This is a genomic window from Phytohabitans flavus (assembly GCF_011764545.1).
Classification (GTDB): Bacteria; Actinomycetota; Actinomycetes; order Mycobacteriales; family Micromonosporaceae; genus Phytohabitans; species Phytohabitans flavus.
Genome location: NZ_AP022870.1, coordinates 8,534,705 through 8,556,961, shown reverse-complemented (window position 1 = coordinate 8,556,961; position 22,257 = coordinate 8,534,705). Strand labels below are relative to the sequence as shown.

Genomic DNA, 22,257 nt, shown 5'->3' with positions numbered 1-22,257 from the left:
CCTCAGCGCTTGGTCAGGGGGAGCGCGAGGACCGCCTCGGTGCCTCCCTCTGGCCGGGCGCGCAGCTCGATCGTGCCGCTGAGCTCGCCGGTGACCAGCGCCCGCACGATCTGGAGGCCCAGCCGCCCGCTCCGCTCGGCGTCGAATGCCTCCGGCAGTCCCGTGCCGTTGTCGACGACGGTCACGTGCAGCTCCTTGCGCTGGCGGTGAGCGGAGACCACCACCTCGCCGACCGCGCCCACGCCGTCGATCTCCGGAAAGCCGTGCTCGACCGCGTTGATCAGCAGCTCGTTGAGCACCATCACCAGCGAGGTCGCCATCTCGGCGGGCAGCACACCGAACGTGCCCTTGCGCCGCATCGCCACTTTGGACGCGGTCGTGCCGACCTCGGCGGCGGCCGCCGCCACCCGGTCGACGATCCCGTCGAACTCGACCGCCTCGTCGCTCGACATCGACAGCGTCTCGTGGACGAGCGCGATCGAGGCGACCCGGCGTACCGACTCCTCCAGAGCCGCCTTGGCGGACGGCGTCTCGACCCGGCGGGCCTGGAGGCGCAGGAGGGCGGCGACGGTCTGGAGATTGTTCTTCACCCGGTGGTGGATCTCGCGGATGGTGGCGTCCTTGGTGACCAGCGCCCGGTCCCGGCGGCGCACCTCGGTCACGTCGCGCACCAGCACCAGCCCCCGATCGGCACGCCGGCCGGCTTGAGCGGGAGCGCGCGGGTCAGCACGGTGGCACCCCGCGCCTCGATCTCCTTGCGCGAGGGCGCCTCGCCACCGAGCGCGGCCAGCACCCGGGCCGAGGCGTCGGTGCCCTCCAGCGGGTCGTCGGCAAGGCGCGCGAAGAGCGCGGCCAGGTCTTCACCCACGAGATGGGAGGGCAAGCCCAGCCGGCGGAACGCGGACTGCGCGTTGGGGCTCGCGTACGTCACCTTGCCGCTCGCGTCGAGCCGGATCAGCCCGTCACCCACCCGCGGCGCGGAGGTCGTCTCGATCCGGTGGCTCATCGGCGGGAACGTGCCGTCGGCCATCATCTGCGCCAGGTCGTCAGCGGTGGTGAGGTAGTTGAGCTCGAGCTGGCTGGGCGTGCGGGCCGTGGACAGGTTGGTGTCTCGCCCCACGACCGCGATCACCCCGCCCGGCTCCCCGTCGGCGTCCCGCAGCCGCACCGGGATCGCCTCGTGGCGGGCTGGGGTGTCCCCGTACCAGACCGGGTCGCCCTCCCGCCAGATCCGCCCCTGCCGGTACGCGATCGTCAGGTGCGCCACCTCCGGCCCGCCGACCGTGCGGCTGACCTGGTCGTCCTGGTACGCCGTCGGAGCGGTCGTCGGCCGCACCTGCGCCACGCAGAGGAACGACTCGTCCCCGTTGACCGGCACCCACAGCAGCAGGTCGGCGAAGGAGAGGTCGGAGAGCAACTGCCAGTCGCCGGCGAGCCGGTGCAGGTGGTCGATGTCTTCAGACCCGAGCGAGGTGTGCTCTTCAACCAGGTCGCGCAGCGTGGACACAGCGCAACTCTAGAGTGTGGAAGTCACCTTCTTAAGGCCTCTGGGCGCGTCGGGATCCTCGCCGCGCGCGAGCGCGAGTGCCAGCGCGAGCCGCTGGAGGGGCAGGATGTCGAGCAGTGGGGCGAGGCGCTCGTCCACGTCGGGTACGGCCAGCTCGCCCTTGGCGCCGACCGTGAGCACGTCGGCCTTACGCTCGCGCAGCCGCGCCAGCACGTCAGCCATCGCCGCGCCGCCGGGCCCCGAACCCACCACCGCCAGCACCGGCACGTCCGGGTCGGTCATCGCGAGCGGGCCGTGCAGCAGGTCGGCGCCGGAGAAGGCGAGCGCCGGCAGGTACGACGTCTCCATGAGCTTCAGGGCGGCCTCGCGGGCGGTCGCGTACGCATACCCCCGCCCGGTCGTGACAAGGCGGGCGGCGAACCTGTAGCGGCCCGCGGCGGCCTCTGCCGCGGGGTCGGCGAGCACCCGCGCTGCGAGGTCGGGCAGGGCCGCAAGCTCCGCGGGTGGCTGGCCACCGCCCGCGCGCACGCTCTCGACGAGCAGGAGCAGGGCCAAAAGCTCAGCGGTGTACGTCTTCGTCGCGGCCACCGCCCGCTCATGCCCCGCCACCACGTCCACCGACAGCTCGGCGGCAGCGGCGAGCGGCGAGTCCGGGTTGTTGGTGATCGCGAGCGTGAGCGCGCCCGACTCGCGGGCCACCCGCACGACCTCGGTGAGGTCCGGCGACCCGCCGCTCTGGCTGACGCCGATGACCAGCGCGTGGGAGAGGTCGGGACGAGCGCCGTACACCGTTACCGCGCTGGGCGAGGCCAGCCCGGCGGGGAGCCCGAGGCGGATCTCCGCGAGGTAGGCCCCGTAGAGGGCGGCGTGGTCGGACGTGCCGCGCGCGGTGAGCACCACGTGGCGTGGGCGGCGCTCCGCGATGACCGCCGCGGCGTGCGCGATGGCCTCCGTGTGTGCCGGCTCCAGCAGGCGCGCGTAAACCTCCGGCTGCTCCGCGATGTCCGCGGCCATGCCCGCTCCCGGCGTCCCCACCATGTCCTCCCGGCCCACTCATGCGCGAAATCTGCTCACTGCGTGCTCATTCTTGCACTGAGTCGCCCACAAACACAACGCATCGCGCACGCTTCACACACTCACCTCGTTGCCGGATTCCCGGGTCGTGGTTGTGAAACCGCGGAGGGTGAGGCCGCGGGAGCAGCGGTCTGGACCACGACGGACGCCGCGGTAGCTCAAAATCTCTGTCTTTGCCGGCGCGAGACGGCGAAGGGCGCCCCTGCCGTGCGGCAAGGGGCGCCCTTTCTGTGCGTGATCGGCGCTACGGCACCGCGGGCGCGTCGGCCAAGGCGCGCTCGGCCTGCTCCTCGGGGGTCGCCGTGGGCGGGACCTCGGGGGCGCCGCGCAGCGGGATCTCCTTCACGAACCAGGCCAGCACCGGCACCAGCACCGAGAAGGCGACCGCCCACCAGAAGACGCCGGCGATCGAGTCGGCCAGGCTGGTCAGCAGGCCGTCGCGGGCCGCCGGCGGGAGGCCGGCCAGCACCGCCGGGTCGAAGGTGCCAGCGCCGCCACCGCCGCTGAACTGCTCGGCCGCCTGCGCGCCGAGCCTGTCCGTCAGCTGGTCCTGGAACCGGGTGGCGAAGATCGCGCCGAAGAGGGACACGCCGAACGAGCCACCGATCGAGCGGAAGAACGTCGCCGCGCCGCTCGCGGCACCCAGGTCACGCTGCTCGACGCTGTTCTGCGCGATCAGCATCGTCGTCTGCATCAGGAAGCCCATGCCGGCGCCGAGCACCACCAGGTACGCCCCGAGCTCGATGCGACTCGTGTGCGCGTCCAGCAGCGTCAGCAGCAGCATGCCGACCGTCATCAGCACGCCGCCGATGATCGGGAAGAGGCGGTAGCGACCGGTGCGGGTGATGGCGCGGCCACTCAGGATCGACACGATCAGCATGCCGAACATCAGCGGGAGCAGGAGCAGGCCACTGCCGGTGGCCGAGGCGCCCTGCACGTACTGCTGGAAGATCGGCAGGAAGTTCATCGCGCCGAACATCGCGAAGCCGAGCAGGAAGCCGACCGCCGAGATGAGCGCGAAGTTGCGGTTTTTGAACAGTCCCAGTGGCAGGATCGGCTCGGCCGCGCGCCGCTCGACGACGCCGAAGAGCGCGAGCGCCACCGCCCCGAGCCCGACCAGGCCGAAGATCTGAGGCGAGTCCCACTCGTACTCGTTACCGCCCCACGTGGTGATCAGCACCAGCGCGGTGATGCCCACGGAAAGCAGGCCAGCACCCAGCCAGTCGATCTTGTGCTCGGTACGGTACTTCGGCAGGTGCATCTGGGTAACCAGGACCAGCAGCGCGAGACCGCCCAGCGGCAGGTTGATGTAGAACGCCCACCGCCACGAGAGGTTGTCGGCGATAAAGCCACCCAGCAGCGGCCCGGCGACCATCGCGATCGCCATCACGCCGGCCATCATGCCCTGGTAGCGACCCCGCTGCCGGGGCGGCACGAGGTCACCGATGATCGCCATCACGCCGACGATCAGGCCGCCCGCGCCGAGGCCCTGAACGGCCCGGAAAGCGATCAGCTCGATCATGCCGTCCTCCGGCCCGCCCAGCATGCTGGAGCCGGCCATGCCGGAGAGCGCGGAGCCGATCAGGAAGATCACGATCGAGGTGAGGAAGACCGTCTTCCGCCCGTACAGGTCGCCGAGCTTTCCCCAGATCGGTGTCGAGACCGTGGTGCCCAGCACGTAGGCCGTTACCACCCACGTGAAGTGGTTCAGCCCGTCGAACTCGCGCACGATGATCGGCAGCGACGTGCTGACGATCATGTTGTCGAGCATCGCGAGCATCATCGCGATCATGAGACCGACCAGCACGACTCGGATCTTGGGACCGGCGGACGACTGAGTGGCCGTCGGCTGGTCTGTGACGCTCATGTCACGCCTCCCCCTGTAGAATCCTTACTTGCCGTACGGTAAGCTCGCCACTAACCGGTCGTCAAGTAAGTTTGCTGGGTAAGGTGATGAAGGTGAGCGAGAGCACAGGCGATACGCGGTCGCGCATCCAGGCCGTGGCACTGGAGCTGTTCACCGAGGAGGGGTACGAGAAGACGTCCCTGCGGGAGATCGCCGAGCGCCTCGGCGTGACCAAGGCGGCGCTCTACTACCACTTCAAGAGCAAAGACGAGATCGTCAACAGCTTCGTCGAGGACCGCATCGGGCTCATGGACGAGCTGATCGAGTGGGGCGAGGCCCAGCCGCCGACCGTCGAGTCCCGCCGCACGCTGGTGGTGCGCTACGCCGAGCAGTTCTTCGGCACCAACCGGCACACGGTCATGCGCTTCTTCGAGCAAAACCAGACGGCGCTGAAAAGCCTCTCCGCGGGCAAGGAAATGCGCGCGCGGATGATCCGCGTGGCCGACCTGCTGGCCCGCCCGGAGACCTCACACGAGGCGCAGGTGCGCGCCGCGCTGGCACTCTTCGCCGTGCACAGCAGCTGGTTCGCCATCCGCGACCCGAGCGTCACCGACGAGGACCGCCGCCAGATCAGCCTCAAGCTCGCCTACGAGCTGCTCGACAAGATCGGCGAGACGGCACAGGCTGCTTAGAGCGTGAGCCGAAGCCCCAGCAGCCGCACACCCGCCAGCGGCGACCAGTCCAGCTCCGGCACGCGCACGAAGCCCAGCCGGGCGTACAGCCGCTGTGCCGGTGCCGTGAAGTCACGCACGCAGATGACGACCGCCGCGCAGCCGAGCTCCCGCGCCCGGCGGACGCAGGTCATGGCCAGCGCCTCACCCGCGCCCCGGCCCTGCGCGACGGGGTCGACCGCCAGCATCCGAAACTCCGCCTCGCCCGGCCCGGACAGCTCCGCGTACGGCGAGCCGGGCAGCACGAACGTCACCGCGCCGAGCACCGTGTCGTCGGCGTCGACCGCCACGTAGATCTCGCCCGCGGCCGCCCGAGAGGCCACGTCGGCGAGCGTTGCCGCGTACGGGGTTTCGTCCTTGAGCTGCCCGTCCGCCTCGTACGCGGCCACGCTGATCCGCGAGATCGCCGGGTGGTCCGACGACTCCGCGGGCCGGATCCTTATCGTCATTCGATCACCGCGATGAGGTCGCCCTCCTGGACGACGTCGCCCTCGTTGACCGCGAGCTGCTGCACCGTGCCGTCGACCTCGGCGACCACGGGGATTTCCATCTTCATCGACTCCAGGATGACCAGCGTGTCGCCCTCGGCGACCGTGTCACCGGCGGACGCGACGACCTTCCAGACGTTCGCCACCATCTCGGCGCGGATCTCCTCGGCCATCGTCGGCCCTCCCTCGTGAGCGGAGTGTGCGTGCGTTCGGTATCAAATCATGCCGGGCTAGGATCCGTGATATCCGCCGACTCCGCGCACGCGGCGCCCGCCCACAATGGCGGTGCGGAGGCGGTAACCGCAAGGTCAGCAGACGTCCGGGAGGCCCGCATGGCTAAGAAGTCTCGTAAGAAGAAGGCACGCAAGAAGAGCGCGGCCAACCACGGCAAGCGCCCCAACTCCTGAAGAGGCGCGTAATCAGGGCGCCCCTGAGGTCGTCTGCACGACGACTTTGGGGGCGTTTTGCGCTGCCGATCTGGCCCGGTCGCGCCGGGCGACCAGCAGCGCGTCCACCACTGCCACCACCGCGATAAGCACGGCCAGCCGGAGGCCGATCGCCTCCTGGATGCCGAAGCGCCAGTACTCCCCCGCGCCGAACCAGATGCCGGCCAGCAGGCTCACGCCAGAGGCGACCGCCACGACGGCCCCGGTGAGCGCGAGGTCGGGCCGGCGCCGGACCACGAAGACGAGCGCCGCCGCCATGAGCAGCAACGCGCCGCCGAGCACCTTCAGCACGAGGCTCCGGGGCGGGAAGACAACCTTTTCCACCACCGCCGGCACCACGCGCTCGGTCTTGGCGTAGTCGGACCCGGCCACCGAGAGCCGCACCACCTCGCGCGTCTGCCGCGCGAACACGCCGGGCTCGGCCTGCGCGTACCGCTGCCACACGTCGGCCGCGTTTCGCTCGCCCCAGGACTTGAACTCAGGACACTGCTCGTACGCCGCCGCGAACTTGGCGGTCTCCCACGCCGGCCCGGCGGCGATCTCCTCCATGCCGGGGCAGGACGGCATGCCGAACTCCCGCTGGAAGATCGCCTTCACCTCGGCGTCGGGCAGCACGTGCAGCCGCAGCCGGAAGAGCATCAACCCTTCCTCGTGCCGCACCTCGGGCGTGGCACTCCAGCCGGTGTACGTGCGGTCGACGACCGGCGTGATCGCCGTACACCAGATTGTCGCGAGCACAAGCGTGCCGGCCGCCACGAGGGCGTGCCGGCGCCGCGCCGGGCGCCGCCAGGCAGCCACCGCGAGCGCGAGGACCAGGAAGACCACGAAGACCCGGATGTCGGTCCGGGTGAACGTCCACCAGACCGCCGCCGCGGTCGCCCCAGCGAGATACCAGACCGATGCGGTACGGGCCCAGAGCAGCATCAGCGCCAGCGTGAGTACGCCCAGCGAGATGGAGAGCGACTCGGAGAGAATCGCGAAGTCCCAGTTGGCCACCTGGGGCAGCAGCGCGACGACGAGCACCGCAGGGCCCGCCACGACGCGGGCCACGAGCGTGCGCAGGCAACTCCAGAGCGCCCAGGCCAGCAGCGCCCACGCCACCGTGCCCACCGCCCACTGCCCGACCGCGCGGGCCCCGTCGCTCGGGAAGATCGCGTAGAAGAGCGGCACGCCCCACAGCCGTGGGGCGTGTCCGGTCAGCGAAAGCAGCGCCCCACGGTCGAAGGCGGGGTCGCCGCGATGTGCGTACGAGAACGTGTCGAACGAGGTGAAGACGTTTCCCCGTACGCAGATGAACACCCGGGCGGCCACGAAGACGGCCAGCAGGCCGGTCAACACCACGTCGGGCAGTCGCACCCAACGGCGCAACCGGTCTGTGAGCACGCAGGACTCCAGCGGGCGATCCGAATCCGATCAGTCGGGCAGATACTCCCGGGAGTCGGCCTCGAACACAAGCTCACTGAGCCGGACGCGCAGCCGCTCACGCAGCTCGGTAGGCGCCCGCTCGTCGCCGCAGCACCGGGCGACCAGCGCCTTCACCTCCTGCTCGATGCCGTACTCCCGAAGGCACGGCGAGCACTCGTCGAGGTGGGTGCGGATCAGGTCGCGACGGTCGTCGGAGCACTCCAGGTCAAGGTAGAGGTACACCTCGGCGAGCACGTCCCGGCAGTCGGTCTCGTGTGGTTCACCGCAACTCACGGTCTGTCACACCTCCTGGCCAGCTGCTGCGGTGTCGGGCGCCGGACTCCGGTTGAACCCCCGCTCGGCAGCGTAGCGCTCCAGCAGCTTGCGCAGGTTACGCCGGCCACGGTGCAGCCGGGACATCACGGTGCCGATGGGAGTGCCCATGATGTCGGCGATCTCCTTGTAGGAGAAGCCCTCGACGTCCGCGAGGTAGACCGCGAGGCGGAACTCCTCCGGCAGCTGCTGGAGAGCGTCCTTGACGTCACTGTCCGGCAGGCGCTCGAGCGCCTCGGTCTCCGCCGACTTCAGGCCGCTCGACGTGTGGGACTCCGCCTCGGCGAGCTGCCAGTCGGTGATCTCCTCAGTCGGCGCCTGGATCGGCTGGCGCTGCCGCCGCCGGTACGAGTTGATGTACGTATTGGTGAGAATGCGGTACAGCCAGGCCTTGAGGTTGGTGCCCTCTTCGAACTGGTGGAAGGCCGCGAACGCCTTGAGGTAGGTCTCCTGGACCAGATCCTCGGCGTCGGCCGGGTTGCGCGTCATGCGCAGGCCCGCGGCGTACAGCTGATCGACGAACGGCAGTGCGTCGCGCTCGAAGCGCGTCCGCCGCTCGTCGGTCTTCTCCGGTTGGGTCAACCGAACGTCCCCCCTCGACTGTCCCGCCGAGGATACGCGGAACGCCTGGTCGGCGCCTGAGGAAGGCTCACCTGTCACCGGGTTTGCCGTGAGCCAGGCCGGCCCGTCCAGGAGCTGACGCACGCGCTCGACCTCGGGGTCCACTCGATAAGAGGGTCGCGTACTGGTTTGCACCGGTTCTGCCCCTTCCGCAGTTAGTGCTTCCGCGGGCTAGAACACGTACTCCACGGGGTCCATTCCCCCGCGACGCAGGTCAAACGTCACCGGGCGAGCCCGCGCTCGCGGAGCCAGTCGACCGCGATACGGGCGGTGCCCTTGGGATCGCGCCGCAAGTCGTGTCCCTCACCCGGGCGTACCTCGATCAGGATGTCCGGGCCGCCGACCGGAATGCCGAACGGATCACGGTCGCCGTTGAGCACGAGCGTAGGCACCTCGGCCGGCAGCTCCTCCTGGCGGGAGCGCTCCGGCCGGCCCGGCGGATGCAGCGGGAACGCCAGGCAGATGATCGCCGCGGCGCCGAGGTCAACGGCGGTACGGCAGGCGACCCGGGCCCCGCTGGAGCGACCGCCCATCACCAGCCGCGCCTTCGGGTGGTCGGCGACGAGCGCGCGCACGACCGCGGTCCACGCCTCGTCGAGCTGCGTGGCGGGTGCCGGCGCGCGGCGGCCGGCGACCCGGTAAGGCTGGGTCACCCGTGCCACGATCATGCCGGCGTCGTGCGCCGCGTCCCGGAGTGCCACCAAATCGGGCGCGTTGACCCCGCCGCCGGCGCCGTGCCCCAGGACGAGCAGGCTCTTCGGCCGGCCGGACGCGGGGGTCAGGTCGACCAGGGCAGGCCCACGGGGCGTGACGATCTCGCGGCTGGTGTCAGGCACCCGCCCATAGTGGCTCAGGCGGGATGGTTAGCGCGCGGTCAGCGGGACCAAGGTCAGGAGCTGGTCGCGGACCGGCGGGCCGGCCCCCACCCCCTCCATCGCCTCGCCGTCGCGCTGCACCTGGCCGCGCCAGGCGACGAGCATCGCCCGGCGCTCGCGCGGCGTGGTGGCGCCCCAGACGCCGTGACAGTCGCCCACCTCGAGCGCCCACGCCAGGCAGGCGCCCTGGACGTCGCACGTGCGACAGAGGGCCACCGCAGCGTCCGCCGGCTCGCTGGGAGCCGGAAAGAACGTCTCGGGATCCACGCTTTGGCACACGCCTCGCGTGCGCCACGCATCATCGAGCTGCCGCTCGGTCAGTGCCCGGAGCAGTCTCGGGTCGCGCCGTGCGGCGGCAACCTCATGCGGGCGTGGCATCCGCGCCCGTGTCATGCACCCACCTCCCCGTGGGACCGGCGAAGTAATGGTCATTGCCGTCCCGCCCACTGCGAATCGACACCTCTGCCGGCGCTGTGTTCTATCGCATTCGCGGCTCGCAATTCAAGGGGTTGCATAGATCCTGGCCGAAAGGCCATGCATCTATTAACCACGAATAGTGGTAATCGATACACAGCGTGATGGGAACGCTCCCGAGCGCTATCACTCGGTGCTTTTACTGATCACCGCGCGTCAGAAGACGGGGTAACCAATCAGAAACACAAACGATCAAAATAGCGTCAACTCGACGGGTTCTTCCGGCGGCCCGGCGAGTGTCACGCCGGGGACCGGCGCGACGAGATGCGGGCCGTCGTTGCGTACGTCGCCGACATCCGGACCCACCGCGCGGATCTCCAGCCCGGCGAGAAACTCGTCGCTCGGCGCGGTCAGCAACTCCTCGGGCTCGCCGCCGCCGGCCAGCCAGTCGGCCCACCGCTGCCAGGGCAGCAGCAGCGGCATCCGGTCGTGTACCAGCGCCAGGTCGCCGATCGCCGCGGTCGTCACCACGCTGAAAGTCAGCCCCTCGCCCCACGGCGACCACAGTCCAGCCATGGCGAGCACGCCGCCGTGCGCGGGCGTCATGAAGTAGGCCTGCTTGCGCCCGTCTGGACGGCGCAGCCACTCGTACCAGCCGTCGGCCGGCACGAGGCAGCGACGCTTGGCGAACGGCTTCGCGTACGCGCTCGAAGTGGCCACGGTCTCCGCCCGAGCGTTGATCATGCGGGCCGCACCCTTGGCGTCCTTGGCCCAGGTCGGGACAAGACCCCAGCGGGCCGCGGCCAACACCCGCTCGCCGCGCGAGGTGGACATCCGCACGATGGGTACCGGGTCGGTCGGCGCGACGTTGTAGTCCGGCACCAGGGACCCGGCGGTATCGTCGAACGACTCGAAGAGCGCGCTGAGGTCCGCCGCGCTGCGGGTGGTCGCGTACCGGCCGCACATGGCACCCACGCTACCCAACCCGTCTCGACACTCGGGAGAAGCCAGATCGGCGATCACCGGTCGTCCGCCGCGGACGGCAGACTGTACGGGTGACCGCGACCCGTGCCCCCGTCCCGTGGACCCCGCCGACGGCCAAGGAGCCGGTCGCGACCACGGTGCGCCTGCCCGGCTCCAAGTCGATGACCGCGCGGGCGCTCGTGCTCAGCGCGATCGCCGATGGCCCGTCCACGCTCCGCCGACCGCTGCGCGCCCGCGACACCGAGCTCATGGCCGCCGGGCTGCGCACCATGGGTGCACAGGTGTCCACACTGGACGACGACCGCTGGGTGGTCCGCCCCAACCCGCTGGCCGGCCCGGCGCACATCGACGTCGGCCTCGCCGGCACGATCATGCGCTTCGTGCCGCCGCTGGCCGGGCTGGCCGACGGCACGGTCACGTTCGACGGCGACCCCCGCGCCCGGCAGCGGCCGCTCGGCCCGCTCGTGGGCGCACTGCGCTCGCTGGGGGTCCAGATCGACTCCTCGGAGACCGGCGGGCTGCCGCTGGCCGTGCACGGCACCGGACGGGTGACCGGCGGCGAGGTGGAGATCGACGCATCCGCCTCAAGCCAGTTCGTCTCCGGGCTGATGCTGGCCGGCGCGGCGTTCGAGCGGGGCGTGGTCGTGCGCCACGCCGGCCCGCCCGTCCCCTCGGCCCCGCACCTGCGGATGACCGCGCTGATGCTGCGCGCGGCCGGCGGGGCGGTCGACGACACCACGCCGGACGTGTGGGCGGTGCAGCCCGGCCGGCTCTCCGGGCGCGCCTGGGTGATCGAGCCGGACCTTTCCGGCGCCGCCCCGTTCTTCGCCGCCGCACTGGTCACCGGCGGCGAGGTGACGCTGCTCGGCTGGCCGCGCACGAGTTCCCAGCCGGTCGACCGGCTCCGCGCCCTGCTCGACGAGATGGGCGGCGAGGTCTCGCTTGGCACCGAGGGGCTGACGGTTCGCGGCACCGGTGCCGTGCACGGGCTGGACGCCGACCTGTCCGACGTCAGCGAGCTGACGCCGGTGCTCGCCGCGCTGGCGGCGATCGCCAACTCGCCGTCCCGCCTGCGCGGGGTCGCGCACATCCGCGGTCACGAGACCGACCGGGTCGCCGCGCTGGCCCGGGAGATCAAGGCGCTCGGCGCCGACGTGACCGAGAGCCACGACGGGCTGGAGATCCGGCCCCGCCCGCTGCGTGGCGGACTCTTCCAGACGTACGACGACCACCGGATGGCGCACGCCGCCGCGGTCATCGGGCTGGCCGTCCCCGGCGTCGAAGTCGACGACGTAGCGTGCACGTCGAAGACCCTGCCCGAGTTTCCGGCGCTATGGTCGGCAATGGTGGCCGGGCACTAGGAAGCTTGCGGGAGGGGCTCTGACGGGGAAACGGCGGGAGTACGACGAGGACGACGTACGGGTACGCCCGTCCCGTTCTACGCGCCCGCGCACCCGCACCCGCCCCAAGCACACCGACGCGGTCGAGGGGTTCGTGGTCGCGGTCGACCGGGGGCGGTACACGTGCCACGTCGGCGACACGAGCGTCACCGCGATGCGGGCCCGCGAGCTGGGCCGCAAGTCGGTGGTGGTCGGTGACCGGGTGGCGCTGGTCGGCGACGTATCGGGGACGCCCGACACGCTCGCCCGGATCGTCCGGATCGCCGAGCGCACCTCGGTCCTGCGGCGTACCGCCGATGACGACGAGACCACGAACGAAGGGCGGCTGGAGCGGGTCGTGGTCGCCAATGCCGACCAGCTCGTGATCGTCAGCTCACTGGCCGACCCGCCGCCGCGTACCGGGTTCATCGACCGGTGCCTCGTTGCCGCGTACGACGCGGACATCGACCCGCTGCTCTGCCTCACCAAGGCCGACCTCGCCGGACCGGACGCCGTGCTCGGCTACTACGCCGAGCTCGACCTCCCGCACGTGCTCTGCCGCCCGGACGCCGACCTCGACGACCTGCGCGCCACGCTCACCGGGCGGATCTCGGTGCTCGTCGGCCACTCCGGAGTGGGCAAGTCCACGCTCGTCAACCGCCTCGTGCCGGACGCCGACCGGGCGGTCGGCGCGGTCAGCGCGGTGGGCAAGGGGCGGCACACGTCGACAAGTGCGGTCGCGCTCCAGCTTCCGGTCGACAAGCCCAGCTGGATCATCGACACCCCGGGGGTACGCAGCTTCGGCCTCGCCCACGTATCCGCGGAGAGCCTGCTGCACGGATTTCCCGACCTTGTCGAGGCGACCGTCGACTGCCCGCCCGGCTGCGAGCACACCGCCGGCGACCCGGAGTGCGCCCTGGACGCCTGGGTCGCCGCCGGGCACGCGGACGAGCGCCGCCTCCGCTCGTACCGCCGCCTGCTGGCCTCCCGGTCCGGCGACCCCGACCCTGAGGCCTCACCGGACGCCCCGTTGGACGCCCCGCCGCGTTGACCTGGGAAGCGCTAGAGCGTGACGTAGCCGCCGGTGCGCCAGTAGATGGCGTTCTCGCGGGACATCAGGCCCTCGTCGATCAGGTAGCGGCGGAGCGCGGCGTGGTCGTCGTACCACGCGCGGAGGATCGCGTCGACGGCTCGCTCGGGGTAGCGGATGCCCGGCTCGAACGAGGCGACGATGTGTTCCAGGATGATCCGCCGCTTGCCGCGCGCGGCGGGCATCCGCAAGATCCGGCCGTCGCGGACGAAGACCCGTAGCACCGCCGCCTTGGCTCGGTCCGGGTCCAGGTCCTCTTCGACGGCCGGCGGCGGGGCGTGCTCCCGTACGGCCTCCTTGAACGCGTTGGCCTCGGCCACGATGCGCCCGTCCACGCTGGTCACCAGGCCTCCCGCTTCGAGGCGGCGGAGCGCGGCGACGATCTGGCGAGCCGGCAGGCCGGTGCTCGCCGCGACCTCGGACGGGGTCGCCGCGCCCAGCACGAGGGCGGCGAAGGTGGTCAGCCTGTCCGGCTCGGCGAGCAACCCACACAGCGCATCCGGTCTCATAACGGGGACGCTATCGCGTACCGGGTGTCGCGATCAGCTACCTTTCCCGCCATGGCCCGGTACGCCGACGACCTCTCCCTCGCCCATGTGCTCGCGGACACCGCCGACTCCATATCCTCCGCGCGGTTCCGGGCGCTCGACCTACACGTCGAGTCGAAGCCCGACCTCACACCGGTCTCCGACGCCGACACCGCCGTGGAGCGCGCCCTGCGTGCCACGCTCGCCCGCACCCGACCGAGGGACGCGGTGCTCGGCGAGGAGTACGGCGCGACCGAGGCGGCCGCCGGTCCGGGCAGCCGGCAGTGGGTGATCGACCCGATCGACGGCACGAAGAACTACATCCGCGGGGTGCCCGTGTGGGCCACGCTGATCGCGTTGATGGAGGGCGACCAGCCGGTGGTGGGGCTGGTCTCCGCGCCGGCGCTGGGGCGCCGCTGGTGGGCGGCGGTCGGCCATGGGGCGTACGCGGGGCGGCACACCGCCGCGGCCACGCCGATCAAGGTGTCTGGCGTAAACCGGCTCGCCGACGCCAGCTTCTGCTACTCCGACCTCATGGGCTGGGAGGAGAACGGCCGGCTCGGCGCGATGCTCGGCATCCTCCGGCAGACCTGGCGCAACCGCGCGTATGGCGACTTTTACGGATACATGCTGTTGGCCGAAGGTGCCCTCGACGCGATGGTCGAGCCCGAACTGTCCCTTTGGGACGTAGCGGCGCTGGTACCGATCGTGACCGAGGCGGGCGGCTCGTTCACCGATCTGGACGGTCGCCCCGGGCCGGGTGGCGGCAGCGCGGTGGCCACAAATGGCAAGCTTCACAGCGACGTGCTCGAACGCCTCTCCGCGCCGGGAATCGAAGTGCTCTGACAGCTGATCTGGCGCGAGCCGCGGAGGCGAGGGCCGGGCAATCCCGCTAGAGTCGCCGGGTGGCATCCACTGGCGGTTGGTGTTTCCTCACGGCGATGATCTTCGCGTACGGCGTCGCCAACCTCCTCCAGTCGATGGCCGCCACCCGCACCACGGTCCACCACACGTTCGACCCGGGACTGCTGCTCCGCCTGGTCAGCCACCGTACGTACGTCATCGGCATCTCCTGCCAGGCCCTCGGCTTCCTGCTCGCCTTCCTGGCCCGCCGTGACCTGCCGCTCTTCCTCGTGCAGTCGAGCATGGCCGCTGGTCTCGGCGTGACCGCCGTGCTCGGCGTGATGATCCTCAAGTGGCGGCTCCCCGCGGCCGAGGTGGCGCTGCTGGTGTTGCTCTTCGCCGGCATCGGCGCGCTCGTGCTGGCCGCTCAGCCCGCCCCTCCCGGCAGATCGGGCCGCTCGGCCTCGCCGCCCTGGCGATCGCGCTCGCGCTGATCGGCGTGGTGGGCTTCTTCGCGGTACGGCTGCATGGCGCGCCCGGGTCGGTCGCGCTCGGCTCGCTGGCCGGCCTCGCCTTCTCGGGGCGGCGGTGGCGGCCCGCCCGCTCGCGGCCGTGCACTCGTTCGAGGCGCTGCTGCTGCACCCCCTGCTGTACCTGCTGGTGGCCCACTCGGTGGTCGGCCAGCTGCTGCTCGGCCTCGCGATGCAGCGCGGCTCCACGACCGCCGCCGTCGCCGCCATGGACGCCGCCGGCGCGGTGCCGGCCGCCATCATCGGCCTGCTCTTCCTCGGCGACCAGATCTGGCCGGGCCGGGAGTGGCTCGCGATGGTCGGCTTCCTGGTCACGCTGGCGGCGGTGATCGGCCTGACCCGCTACGCCGAGCCACAGCACCACCACGAGGTCGCGGCCGTCCGCCAGCGCCGCACAGTACGCCTGCACCACCCCGTGCCAGCGGCCCGACGCTGACGGGCCCCGGCGAACGTCCGGGGCCCGAGGCGAGACAGCCAAGGTCGCAGTTACTCGAGCACGCGCTGCCAGCTTTGCCCGTCCGTCGAGGTGTAGAGCGCGTCCACGCCTTGGAAAACGTAGAACCGGTCGGTGACCGCTACCGGGGAGTTCCCCAGAGCGGGCAGGTCGCCGAGGTCGATCGGCTGGTAGGACCGGCCGTCCCGGCTCCCCAGGTACTGGAAGCCGGAGGCGTCGGTCGCCGGCACGACATGCGTACCGTCCGCGGTGACGATGGAGTGCGGCCCGGCGAGCGGCGCGGTCAACGCCCCCGCTGGGTGCGTCTTCTCCCAGGTCACCCCGCCGTCTGTGGTCCGGTAGACCGTGACCGTCCCCGCCCCGATGAACGTGGCGTAGGCCAGCTTTCCGTCGGTGGTCGCCAGCTCCGGCCCGAAGTTTCGGTACACCACGGACGAGTTGTCCCGCTGCTCCTCCGCGGGCGGCTCCCCTTCGAACACAAACCGCTTCCAGGTACGCCCACCGTCCTTGCTGACAGCGGTCGCCGGCTTTTCCGTCACTGGATCCGTACCGACCACCCACACGCCGGCCCCGGCCGGTAGGTCGGCCACGGCGGTCACGTCCAGCTCGGGCTGCTTGGCGAGCGGGCGGAACCCCCCGGACTCAGGATCGACCGCGTACACGGGACACTCGTCGGTCCTGACCTCGGCGGCGATGATGTGGCAGTCGACCGCCCGGGTACCCGGTGGGACGGCCGCCACCGCGGTCTCCGAGATGGTGGTTCCGCTCCAGGTACGGCCGCCGTCGATGGTGACCCGCATGCCGTTGTCGTTGCCGGGCGCCACCGGTACGGGGCTCGGTGTGCCGCTCATCCAGACGGCCGTGCTCTCCACCACGATCCGCGGTGCGAGGACCCTCAGTGCGAACGTGCCCCGGTCCGGCTCCGAGCGCGGGCGCTCCTCCCACGTCCGTCCGCCGTCGCCCGAGGCGAGCAGTTCCGTAGGGCACGCCGGGCAGTCCGCCACGGCCGCGTAGAGGTGCTCCGCGTCAGCGGCCCCGACGGCCACCATCCGCCGGTCCGGTGCCGCCGCGTCCAACGTGGCAGCCGAGGGGCGGAGCGCCGCCACCCCGGCGGCGCCGGAAGCCGCCACGACCGCCACGGCAAGGGCGCCACCGGCTCGCCGCCGGGTCTGGAAGCGGGTGGCGCGGCGGCGTACCGCCGCGAACTCGGGTGGCCGGGCCGCCTCCTCGGCTGCCCCGGCAAGATCGCGATAGCGCTGGTCAATCATGTGCCGACTCCTTCGCTGGTTCGACGCGCGGCTCGCCGAGCTCGCGCGCCAGCGCGGCCCGTCCCCGGGCCAGCCAGGACTTGACCGTGTTGGGCGATGCGCCGAGGGTCGCGGCCACCTCGTCGACCGGCAGATCCACGACGTGGTACAGCACGAGCGCGGTACGCACCCGGTAGGGCAGCGTGCGGAGGGCGGCGATCAGGTCCAGCCCGTCCGCCGCCAGCTCGGGCACAGTCTCCGGTGGCGTCCACACCCGACCGGTCCGCAGGAGGCGGTCGAAGACCCAACGACGGCGGTACCGGTTGCGAGCCACGTTGATCGCGACCGTACGCAGCCAGGCCTCGTGGTCGGCCAACTCCAGGAACACCCGTGGTCGGGCCACCGCCCGGGCGAACGCCTCCTGCACCGCGTCTTCCGCCTCGGCCAGGTCTCCGGTCACGCCGAAGAGCTGCCCGACAAGCCGGCGGTACGACGCCTCGTAAACCTCGCGTACCGCTTCGTCCGCGTCCATCCACGCTCCCTTCACGGCTACCAGAAGGACCAGTGCCGCGGCGGCGCGGTTGCACTCAGTCGGGAGAGTCGAGTCCCCGCTCGATGGCGTACCGGGTCAGCTCCACCCGGTTGTGCAGCTGGAGCTTGCCGAGCGTGTTCTGTACGTGGTTCTGCACTGTGCGGTGCGAGAGCGTGAGCCGGGCCGCGATCTGCTTGTACGACAGGCCTTTCGCCACAAGCCTCAGCACCTCGGTCTCCCGGTCGGTCAGCTGGGGCGTGGCGTCGTCCTCCGCCGGGTCGCCGCCCTTGGCCAGCCGCCGGTACTCGCCCAGCACCAGCCCGGCCAGCCCTGGTGTGAAGACCGCGTCCCCGGCGGCGGTACGGCGTACCGCCTCGAGGAACTCCTCCGGGCCCGCCGACTTGACCAGGTAGCCGGTCGCGCCCGCCTTCACCGCGTCGAGCACGCTCTGCTCCTCGCCGCTGGCCGAGAGCATCAGCACCCGTACGCCGGGGAGCGCGGCGAGCAGCCCACGGATCACCTCGACACCGGAGATGTCGGGCAGCTGGAGGTCGAGCACCACGACGTCGGGGCTGGCCGCCGGCGCGATCCGTACCGCCTGGGCGCCCTCGCCGGTCGTGGCGACCACGTCGTATCCCGCCTCGGCCAGGTCGCGGGCGACCCCCTGTCGCCACATTGGATGGTCGTCCACCACCATTACCTTCAACGGCCTGTCGGTCACTCGGTCACCCTAAGGCGAAGCTCCACCTCCGTGCCTTCCCCAGGTGCCGAGATGATCTCCACCGAGCCGCCCAGGTCGGCGATCCGGCCGCGAATCGACTGCGCGACGCCGAGCCGGCCCTCCTCCGCGGCCTGGGCGAGCCGCCCCGCCGGGATGCCTGGCCCGTCGTCGCGTACCGACACCGTCACCGTGCCGGCCTCCTCCTCCAGCAGCACCCACGCGCGTACGTCGCTGCCCCCGTGGCGGGCGACGTTGTCGAGGGCGGCGCCGACGGCCGCGCCGATCTCCCGCGCGACGGTGGCCGGCAGCTTTACCGGCGTGGCGGGCGCCGCGATCGACACCGACGCCGAGGCGTACCCGTCGAGGATCGCGCGAAGGTCGACCTCTGGCCCGGCCCGCTGCCGAGGGGCACGGCCGCCCACCAGCGCCCGCAGCGCCGCCTCCTGCTCGCCGGCGAGCCGGGCAAGCTCGGCGGCCTCGCCGTCCAGGTGCGCGCCGCGCCGCTGCACCATCGCGAGCACCTGGAGCACCGAGTCGTGGATGCCCCGGGCCAGCCGCTCCCGCTCGCGGGTGGCGGCCTCCAGCTCGACCGCCCGCTGGAGTCGCTGCTCGGACTCGGCCGCGAGCCGTGCCACGTGCCCCACGGCCACACCGGCGAGCAGCATGAGCATCAGCCCGGTGTTCGAGGCGGGGGTGAGGTTGGGCCGTACCGTCACGTCGGCCGCACCGACGACCACGGCCGCGATCGCGCCCCGGCGGCGGCCCCCGGAGACCGCCCAGGCCAGTACCGGGCACGCCTCCCAGGCCACGGCGAGCGAGGGTATGCCGTGGTCGATCGCGGTGCGGCCGACCACCCAGGGCGAGGCGAGCAGCAGTACGAGCGTGACGGCCAGGTCGGTACCGAGCAGCGGCCAGCCGCGCCAGGCCGGACGGGCGTAGAGGTACGTGGCCGCCACCGACCAACCGACGATCACGGTCAGCGCCGGGATCGCCCCGATCGGGTGGGCGTAGTCGGTGACGTTGATCGCGACCATCGCCACCACGTACGCCATCGAGGCGAACCGGAAGATCGCAATCGCCCGCCAGAGGGGGACCTGGAACGTGCCGTTGGGATGCTCAGCCATCGACGACCGCGCGCAGGGCGAGTACGCACGTGTCGTCGTCCGAGCTGGCCGGCTGGAGTCGGGCCAGCAGGGCGCCCAGCGGCAGCTCGGCCGCCCCGGTGACCGCGCGCAACACCGGGCCGAGCCAGTCGCTGTCGTACGTGCGCCGCTCGATCAGCCCATCCGTGTAGATCAGCATCGTGTCGCCGGGGGCGAGTTCGGTGGTCGCCGTGGCGTACTCGGAGGTGCGCAGGGCGCCGACAAGCATGCCGTCCGGCCGGTCGAGCGGTGCCGCGCCGGCCCGGGTGAGCAGCACCGGCGGCGGGTGGCCGGCCTGCGCCCAGGTGACCGAGGAGGTCTCCGGGTCGAAGCGGACCACCGCGGCGGTCGCGGTCGGGCCGGCCGGGTCGTCGCAGACCATCTGGTTCAGGTAGCGGAGCAGCTGGGCGGGGTCGTCGGTGGTGACGGCGAGCGCGGAGAGCGCGTGCCGCAGCCGAGCCATCGTGGCCGCTGCCGGCATACCGTGCCCGGCCACGTCACCGACCGCGAGCAGCGTACGGTCGCCGGGCAGGTGCACGAGGTCGAACCAGTCGCCGCCGACCCGGGCCACCTCCTCGGCGGGCTGGTAGCGCACGGCCGCGTGCAGTCCGGGGCGGTACACGGTACCGGCCGGCACCGGCAGGATCACCTGCTGGAGCGCCGCCACGACCCGGTGCTCGGTCCGGAGGCTGGCCTGGAGCTCGGCCGACTCGGCCTCGATGTCGGCGAGCCGGGCCCGGTCGCGCTCGGCCGCCTCGAAGACGCTGACGTCCTGGATGATCCCGTACACCAGGCGAGCCCGCCCGTCCCGTCCCCGCTCGGCCTCGAATATCGCCCGGATGTGGCGCAAGCCGGTGGGAATGTGGATCCGGAAGGTGACGTCGATCGGCTGCGCGTCGCCGATCAGGGCCTGGACCGCCTTGTCCACCCGACCGAGGTCCTCCCGAAAGATGTACTCCCGGGCGCGCGAGAGGGTGGCGGGACCGGCCGCCCGGTCCCGCTCGAAGATCTCGAAGAGATGGTCGGACCACTCGACCGTGTCGGTGGTGAGGTCCCACTCCGCCCAGCCCAGGTTGCCCAGTCTCTCGGTGCGCGCGAGCCGCTCGATGATCTCGGCCATACTCTTCGCGGTGCTTTTTGGCACCCCTTGACCATCCCATACACGGTCCGTGACCGGCGACAGTGAGCGAGCTTGCGCGCGAACAATCCGACTCAGGGATGACGCACGGCGATGACCGCACCACAAGACGGCAGCAGCCTCACCGTTTCGGTACGGTTGGCCCATCGACACGGTCCCGCTCCTCACCGAGACCTTCGAGCGCAGCCAGGTCACCCGGCTGCGCCATGCGGTCGCGTCGTGCGTGGGCAAGGCGGGCATGGTCGGCCAGCGGCTCGACGACTTCGTGCTGGCGGTAAACGAGCTGCTCACCAACGCGGTACGGCACGGGGGTGGCAAGGGCCGGTTGCGGCTGTGGCGCCGGGGTGACGAGGTCGTCTGCGAGGTTTCCGACCACGGTGGTGGTTTCGACGAGGCGCGGCTCGCGAGCGGTGCCCGTCCCGCCGCCGACACGCCCGGTGGATGGGGGCTGTGGCTGGCCGGCAAGCTCAGCGACCGCATGGAGGTGCACACCGGTCCCGGTGGCACGACCGTCCGGATCAGCGCCGCGCTTGCCGGCGAGAGCGCTCACTGACCCACCCTCCCAGGGTCCGCCGATGTTTTTGCGGCGGTAACGCAATCGTGGTCGGAAGCGTCCAGGTATCGCCACTAACGTGCTGGCAGAAAACGCTCTCTTGACATCACGTTCATCGATCTGACAGGTTTGTTAACTACGTCGAGGAAGGTGAAGCTATGCGGAGAGCCCTGTTGGTCCTGGCGCTCGTGGCGGCCGGCCTGTTCGTGCCGGTGACGAGCAGCCCGGCGATCGCCGCACCTGGGGCCATGACCTGGTCAGACGAGTTCAACGGTGCGGCCGGCAGCGCACCGGACCCGAGCAAGTGGCGCTACGACATCGGCGGCAGCGGCTGGGGCAACAACGAGCAGCAGTACTACACGAACAGCACGCGCAACGCGGCCATGGACGGTGCGGGCAACCTTGTCATCACCGCGCGCCGGGAAAACCCCTCCAACTTCCAGTGCCACTACGGCACCTGCCAGTACACGTCCGCGCGGCTGCTCACGTCCGGGACCTTCACCCAGACGTACGGGCGCTTCGAGGCACGCATGAAGCTGCCCTTCGGGCAGGGCATCTGGCCGGCGTTCTGGATGCTCGGGACCCCGGTCAACTGGCCCACCAGCGGCGAGATCGACATCATGGAGAACATCGGCCGTGAGCCAAACACCGTGCACGGCACGGTGCACGGGCCGGGTTACTCGGGCGCCGGCGGTATCGGCGGCGGCTACAGCGGACCCCGCTTCGCCGACGCGTTCCACACGTTCACCATCGACTGGGCGCCCGACTCGATCACCTGGTACGTGGACGGCAACCAGTACTTCCGGATCACGCCGGCCTCGCTCAACGGCAACCAGTGGGTCTTCAACCACCCGTTCTTCCTGATCCTCAACCTCGCGGTCGGCGGCTACTGGCCGGGCTACCCGGACGGCAGCACGACGTTCCCGCAGACGCTGACGGTCGACTACGTGCGGGCGTGGGCCTGGAACACCGGCGGCGGCAACCCACAGCCCGGCGGCAACACGATCGTCGGGCTTGGCAACAAGTGCGCCGACGTGGCCGGCGCGAGCAGCGCCAACGGCGCCGCCGTGCAGCTTTACACGTGCAACGGCACCGCCGCGCAGAGCTGGACCAACGGCGCCAACTCCTCGCTCCGCGCGCTCGGCAAGTGCATGGACGTCACCGCCGCCGGCACCGCGGACGGCACGCCCGTGCAGATGTATGACTGCAACGGCACCGGCGCCCAACAGTGGCGGGTCGAGGCCGCAGGCGACATCGTCAATGTCGCGTCCAACAAGTGTCTCGACGCCCGCGGGGCCAGTTCGGCCGATGGCACCCGGCTCCAGATCTGGACCTGCAACGGCACCGCCGCCCAAAAGTGGCGCCGCGCCTGAGAACT

At 71.3% G+C, this 22,257-nt stretch carries 23 protein-coding genes and 2 pseudogenes; 8 read left to right on the top strand and 17 right to left on the bottom strand.

The genetic code is table 11. The features are described from left to right. Window positions 1-2: 2 nt before the first annotated feature. The 3 genes and pseudogenes from Pflav_RS38050 to Pflav_RS38040 form a co-directional block, all read right to left on the bottom strand. Window positions 3-1,507, bottom strand: a pseudogene (locus Pflav_RS38050) (sensor histidine kinase). Window positions 1,508-1,516: 9 nt separating this feature from the next. Further along, window positions 1,517-2,521 (bottom strand): SIS domain-containing protein, encoded by a 1,005-nt coding sequence (locus Pflav_RS38045; RefSeq protein WP_173041445.1) that lies wholly within the window; start codon window positions 2,519-2,521, stop codon window positions 1,517-1,519. A gap of 304 nt (window positions 2,522-2,825) precedes the next feature. After that, complete coding sequence (locus Pflav_RS38040; RefSeq protein ID WP_173041444.1) at window positions 2,826-4,448, bottom strand: MDR family MFS transporter; 1,623 nt, start codon at window positions 4,446-4,448, stop codon at window positions 2,826-2,828. An 86-nt stretch (window positions 4,449-4,534) separates the two neighbouring features. Between Pflav_RS38040 and Pflav_RS38035 the strand changes: the two genes are divergently transcribed. Further along, a complete protein-coding gene (locus Pflav_RS38035; protein WP_173041443.1) occupies window positions 4,535-5,119 on the top strand; it encodes a TetR/AcrR family transcriptional regulator in 585 nt (194 codons plus the stop codon). Here the strand turns inward: Pflav_RS38035 and Pflav_RS38030 are convergent. Continuing rightward, the gene (locus tag Pflav_RS38030) at window positions 5,116-5,607 is read right to left on the bottom strand and encodes a GNAT family N-acetyltransferase (protein WP_173041442.1); all 492 of its coding nucleotides are present in this window, start codon (window positions 5,605-5,607) and stop codon (window positions 5,116-5,118) included. The two genes, Pflav_RS38035 and Pflav_RS38030, sit on opposite strands and share 4 nt — an antisense overlap. Then, window positions 5,604-5,819: a biotin/lipoyl-binding carrier protein gene (locus tag Pflav_RS38025; RefSeq protein ID WP_173041441.1), complete on the bottom strand. Its 216-nt coding sequence runs from the start codon at window positions 5,817-5,819 to the stop codon at window positions 5,604-5,606. The genes Pflav_RS38030 and Pflav_RS38025 overlap by 4 nt, the downstream gene beginning before the upstream one ends. 159 nt (window positions 5,820-5,978) lie before the next feature. Between Pflav_RS38025 and Pflav_RS49190 the strand changes: the two genes are divergently transcribed. After that, window positions 5,979-6,053, top strand: coding sequence for a 50S ribosomal protein bL37 (locus Pflav_RS49190; RefSeq protein WP_369814844.1), 75 nt, complete (start codon window positions 5,979-5,981; stop codon window positions 6,051-6,053). A 12-nt stretch (window positions 6,054-6,065) separates the two neighbouring features. Here the strand turns inward: Pflav_RS49190 and Pflav_RS38020 are convergent, their stop codons facing one another. The 6 genes from Pflav_RS38020 to Pflav_RS37995 all read right to left on the bottom strand — a co-directional run bounded on the left by Pflav_RS38020 (window position 6,066) and on the right by Pflav_RS37995 (window position 10,705). Next, window positions 6,066-7,475: a hypothetical protein gene (locus tag Pflav_RS38020; protein WP_173041440.1), complete on the bottom strand. Its 1,410-nt coding sequence runs from the start codon at window positions 7,473-7,475 to the stop codon at window positions 6,066-6,068. 30 nt (window positions 7,476-7,505) lie between these two features. Next, window positions 7,506-7,790, bottom strand: a complete 285-nt coding sequence (gene rsrA / locus Pflav_RS38015) for a mycothiol system anti-sigma-R factor (protein ID WP_173041439.1) — start codon at window positions 7,788-7,790, stop codon at window positions 7,506-7,508. A 6-nt stretch (window positions 7,791-7,796) separates the two neighbouring features. Continuing rightward, a complete protein-coding gene (locus Pflav_RS38010; protein WP_269474578.1) occupies window positions 7,797-8,585 on the bottom strand; it encodes a sigma-70 family RNA polymerase sigma factor in 789 nt (262 codons plus the stop codon). A gap of 86 nt (window positions 8,586-8,671) precedes the next feature. Continuing rightward, window positions 8,672-9,286, bottom strand: a complete 615-nt coding sequence (locus Pflav_RS38005) for an alpha/beta hydrolase family protein (RefSeq protein WP_232072379.1) — start codon at window positions 9,284-9,286, stop codon at window positions 8,672-8,674. Window positions 9,287-9,313: 27 nt separating this feature from the next. Then, the gene (locus tag Pflav_RS38000) at window positions 9,314-9,718 is read right to left on the bottom strand and encodes a WhiB family transcriptional regulator (RefSeq protein WP_173041437.1); all 405 of its coding nucleotides are present in this window, start codon (window positions 9,716-9,718) and stop codon (window positions 9,314-9,316) included. A gap of 273 nt (window positions 9,719-9,991) precedes the next feature. Beyond that, window positions 9,992-10,705 carry an SOS response-associated peptidase gene (locus Pflav_RS37995; protein WP_173041436.1) on the bottom strand — a complete coding sequence of 238 codons (714 nt, stop codon included), beginning with the start codon at window positions 10,703-10,705 and terminating at the stop codon, window positions 9,992-9,994. A gap of 89 nt (window positions 10,706-10,794) precedes the next feature. Here Pflav_RS37995 and aroA point away from each other — a divergent pair, with 89 nt between their 5' ends. Together aroA and rsgA are read left to right on the top strand one after the other, a co-directional pair. Next, window positions 10,795-12,084 carry a 3-phosphoshikimate 1-carboxyvinyltransferase gene (gene aroA / locus Pflav_RS37990; protein WP_173041435.1) on the top strand — a complete coding sequence of 430 codons (1,290 nt, stop codon included), beginning with the start codon at window positions 10,795-10,797 and terminating at the stop codon, window positions 12,082-12,084. Between the two features lie 133 nt (window positions 12,085-12,217). Next, entirely contained in the window at window positions 12,218-13,153 is a 936-nt protein-coding gene (gene rsgA, locus Pflav_RS37985; protein ID WP_232072377.1) for a ribosome small subunit-dependent GTPase A, read from the top strand. An 11-nt stretch (window positions 13,154-13,164) separates the two neighbouring features. Here rsgA and Pflav_RS37980 read toward each other — a convergent pair whose 3' ends face one another. After that, a complete protein-coding gene (locus Pflav_RS37980) occupies window positions 13,165-13,701 on the bottom strand; it encodes a DUF2087 domain-containing protein (protein WP_173041434.1) in 537 nt (178 codons plus the stop codon). Between the two features lie 51 nt (window positions 13,702-13,752). Here Pflav_RS37980 and hisN point away from each other — a divergent pair, with 51 nt between their 5' ends. Together hisN and Pflav_RS37970 are read left to right on the top strand one after the other, a co-directional pair. Continuing rightward, window positions 13,753-14,565 carry a histidinol-phosphatase gene (hisN, locus tag Pflav_RS37975; protein WP_173041433.1) on the top strand — a complete coding sequence of 271 codons (813 nt, stop codon included), beginning with the start codon at window positions 13,753-13,755 and terminating at the stop codon, window positions 14,563-14,565. A 95-nt stretch (window positions 14,566-14,660) separates the two neighbouring features. After that, window positions 14,661-15,492: pseudogene (locus Pflav_RS37970) on the top strand (hypothetical protein); the annotation flags it as partial. An 86-nt stretch (window positions 15,493-15,578) separates the two neighbouring features. Here the strand turns inward: Pflav_RS37970 and Pflav_RS37965 are convergent. Genes Pflav_RS37965 through Pflav_RS37945 form a run of 5 tightly spaced genes read right to left on the bottom strand, consistent with a single transcriptional unit; the run spans window position 15,579 to window position 20,308 of the window. Then, window positions 15,579-16,814, bottom strand: a complete 1,236-nt coding sequence (locus Pflav_RS37965) for a sialidase family protein (protein WP_173041432.1) — start codon at window positions 16,812-16,814, stop codon at window positions 15,579-15,581. Next, complete coding sequence (locus Pflav_RS37960; protein ID WP_173041431.1) at window positions 16,807-17,325, bottom strand: RNA polymerase sigma factor; 519 nt, start codon at window positions 17,323-17,325, stop codon at window positions 16,807-16,809. Before Pflav_RS37960 ends, Pflav_RS37965 begins: the two co-directional genes overlap by 8 nt. Before the next feature lie 55 nt (window positions 17,326-17,380). Beyond that, the gene (locus Pflav_RS37955) at window positions 17,381-18,022 is read right to left on the bottom strand and encodes a response regulator (protein WP_173042864.1); all 642 of its coding nucleotides are present in this window, start codon (window positions 18,020-18,022) and stop codon (window positions 17,381-17,383) included. Between the two features lie 20 nt (window positions 18,023-18,042). Next, a complete protein-coding gene (gene macS, locus Pflav_RS37950) occupies window positions 18,043-19,170 on the bottom strand; it encodes a MacS family sensor histidine kinase (protein WP_173041430.1) in 1,128 nt (375 codons plus the stop codon). Then, window positions 19,163-20,308: a PP2C family protein-serine/threonine phosphatase gene (locus tag Pflav_RS37945; RefSeq protein ID WP_173041429.1), complete on the bottom strand. Its 1,146-nt coding sequence runs from the start codon at window positions 20,306-20,308 to the stop codon at window positions 19,163-19,165. The genes macS and Pflav_RS37945 overlap by 8 nt, the downstream gene beginning before the upstream one ends. A gap of 163 nt (window positions 20,309-20,471) precedes the next feature. Between Pflav_RS37945 and Pflav_RS37940 the strand changes: the two genes are divergently transcribed. Then, window positions 20,472-20,879 carry an ATP-binding protein gene (locus tag Pflav_RS37940; protein ID WP_173042863.1) on the top strand — a complete coding sequence of 136 codons (408 nt, stop codon included), beginning with the start codon at window positions 20,472-20,474 and terminating at the stop codon, window positions 20,877-20,879. 158 nt (window positions 20,880-21,037) lie between these two features. Beyond that, a complete protein-coding gene (locus Pflav_RS37935; RefSeq protein ID WP_173041428.1) occupies window positions 21,038-22,252 on the top strand; it encodes a glycoside hydrolase family 16 protein in 1,215 nt (404 codons plus the stop codon). The last annotated feature ends 5 nt before the right edge of the window (window positions 22,253-22,257 follow it).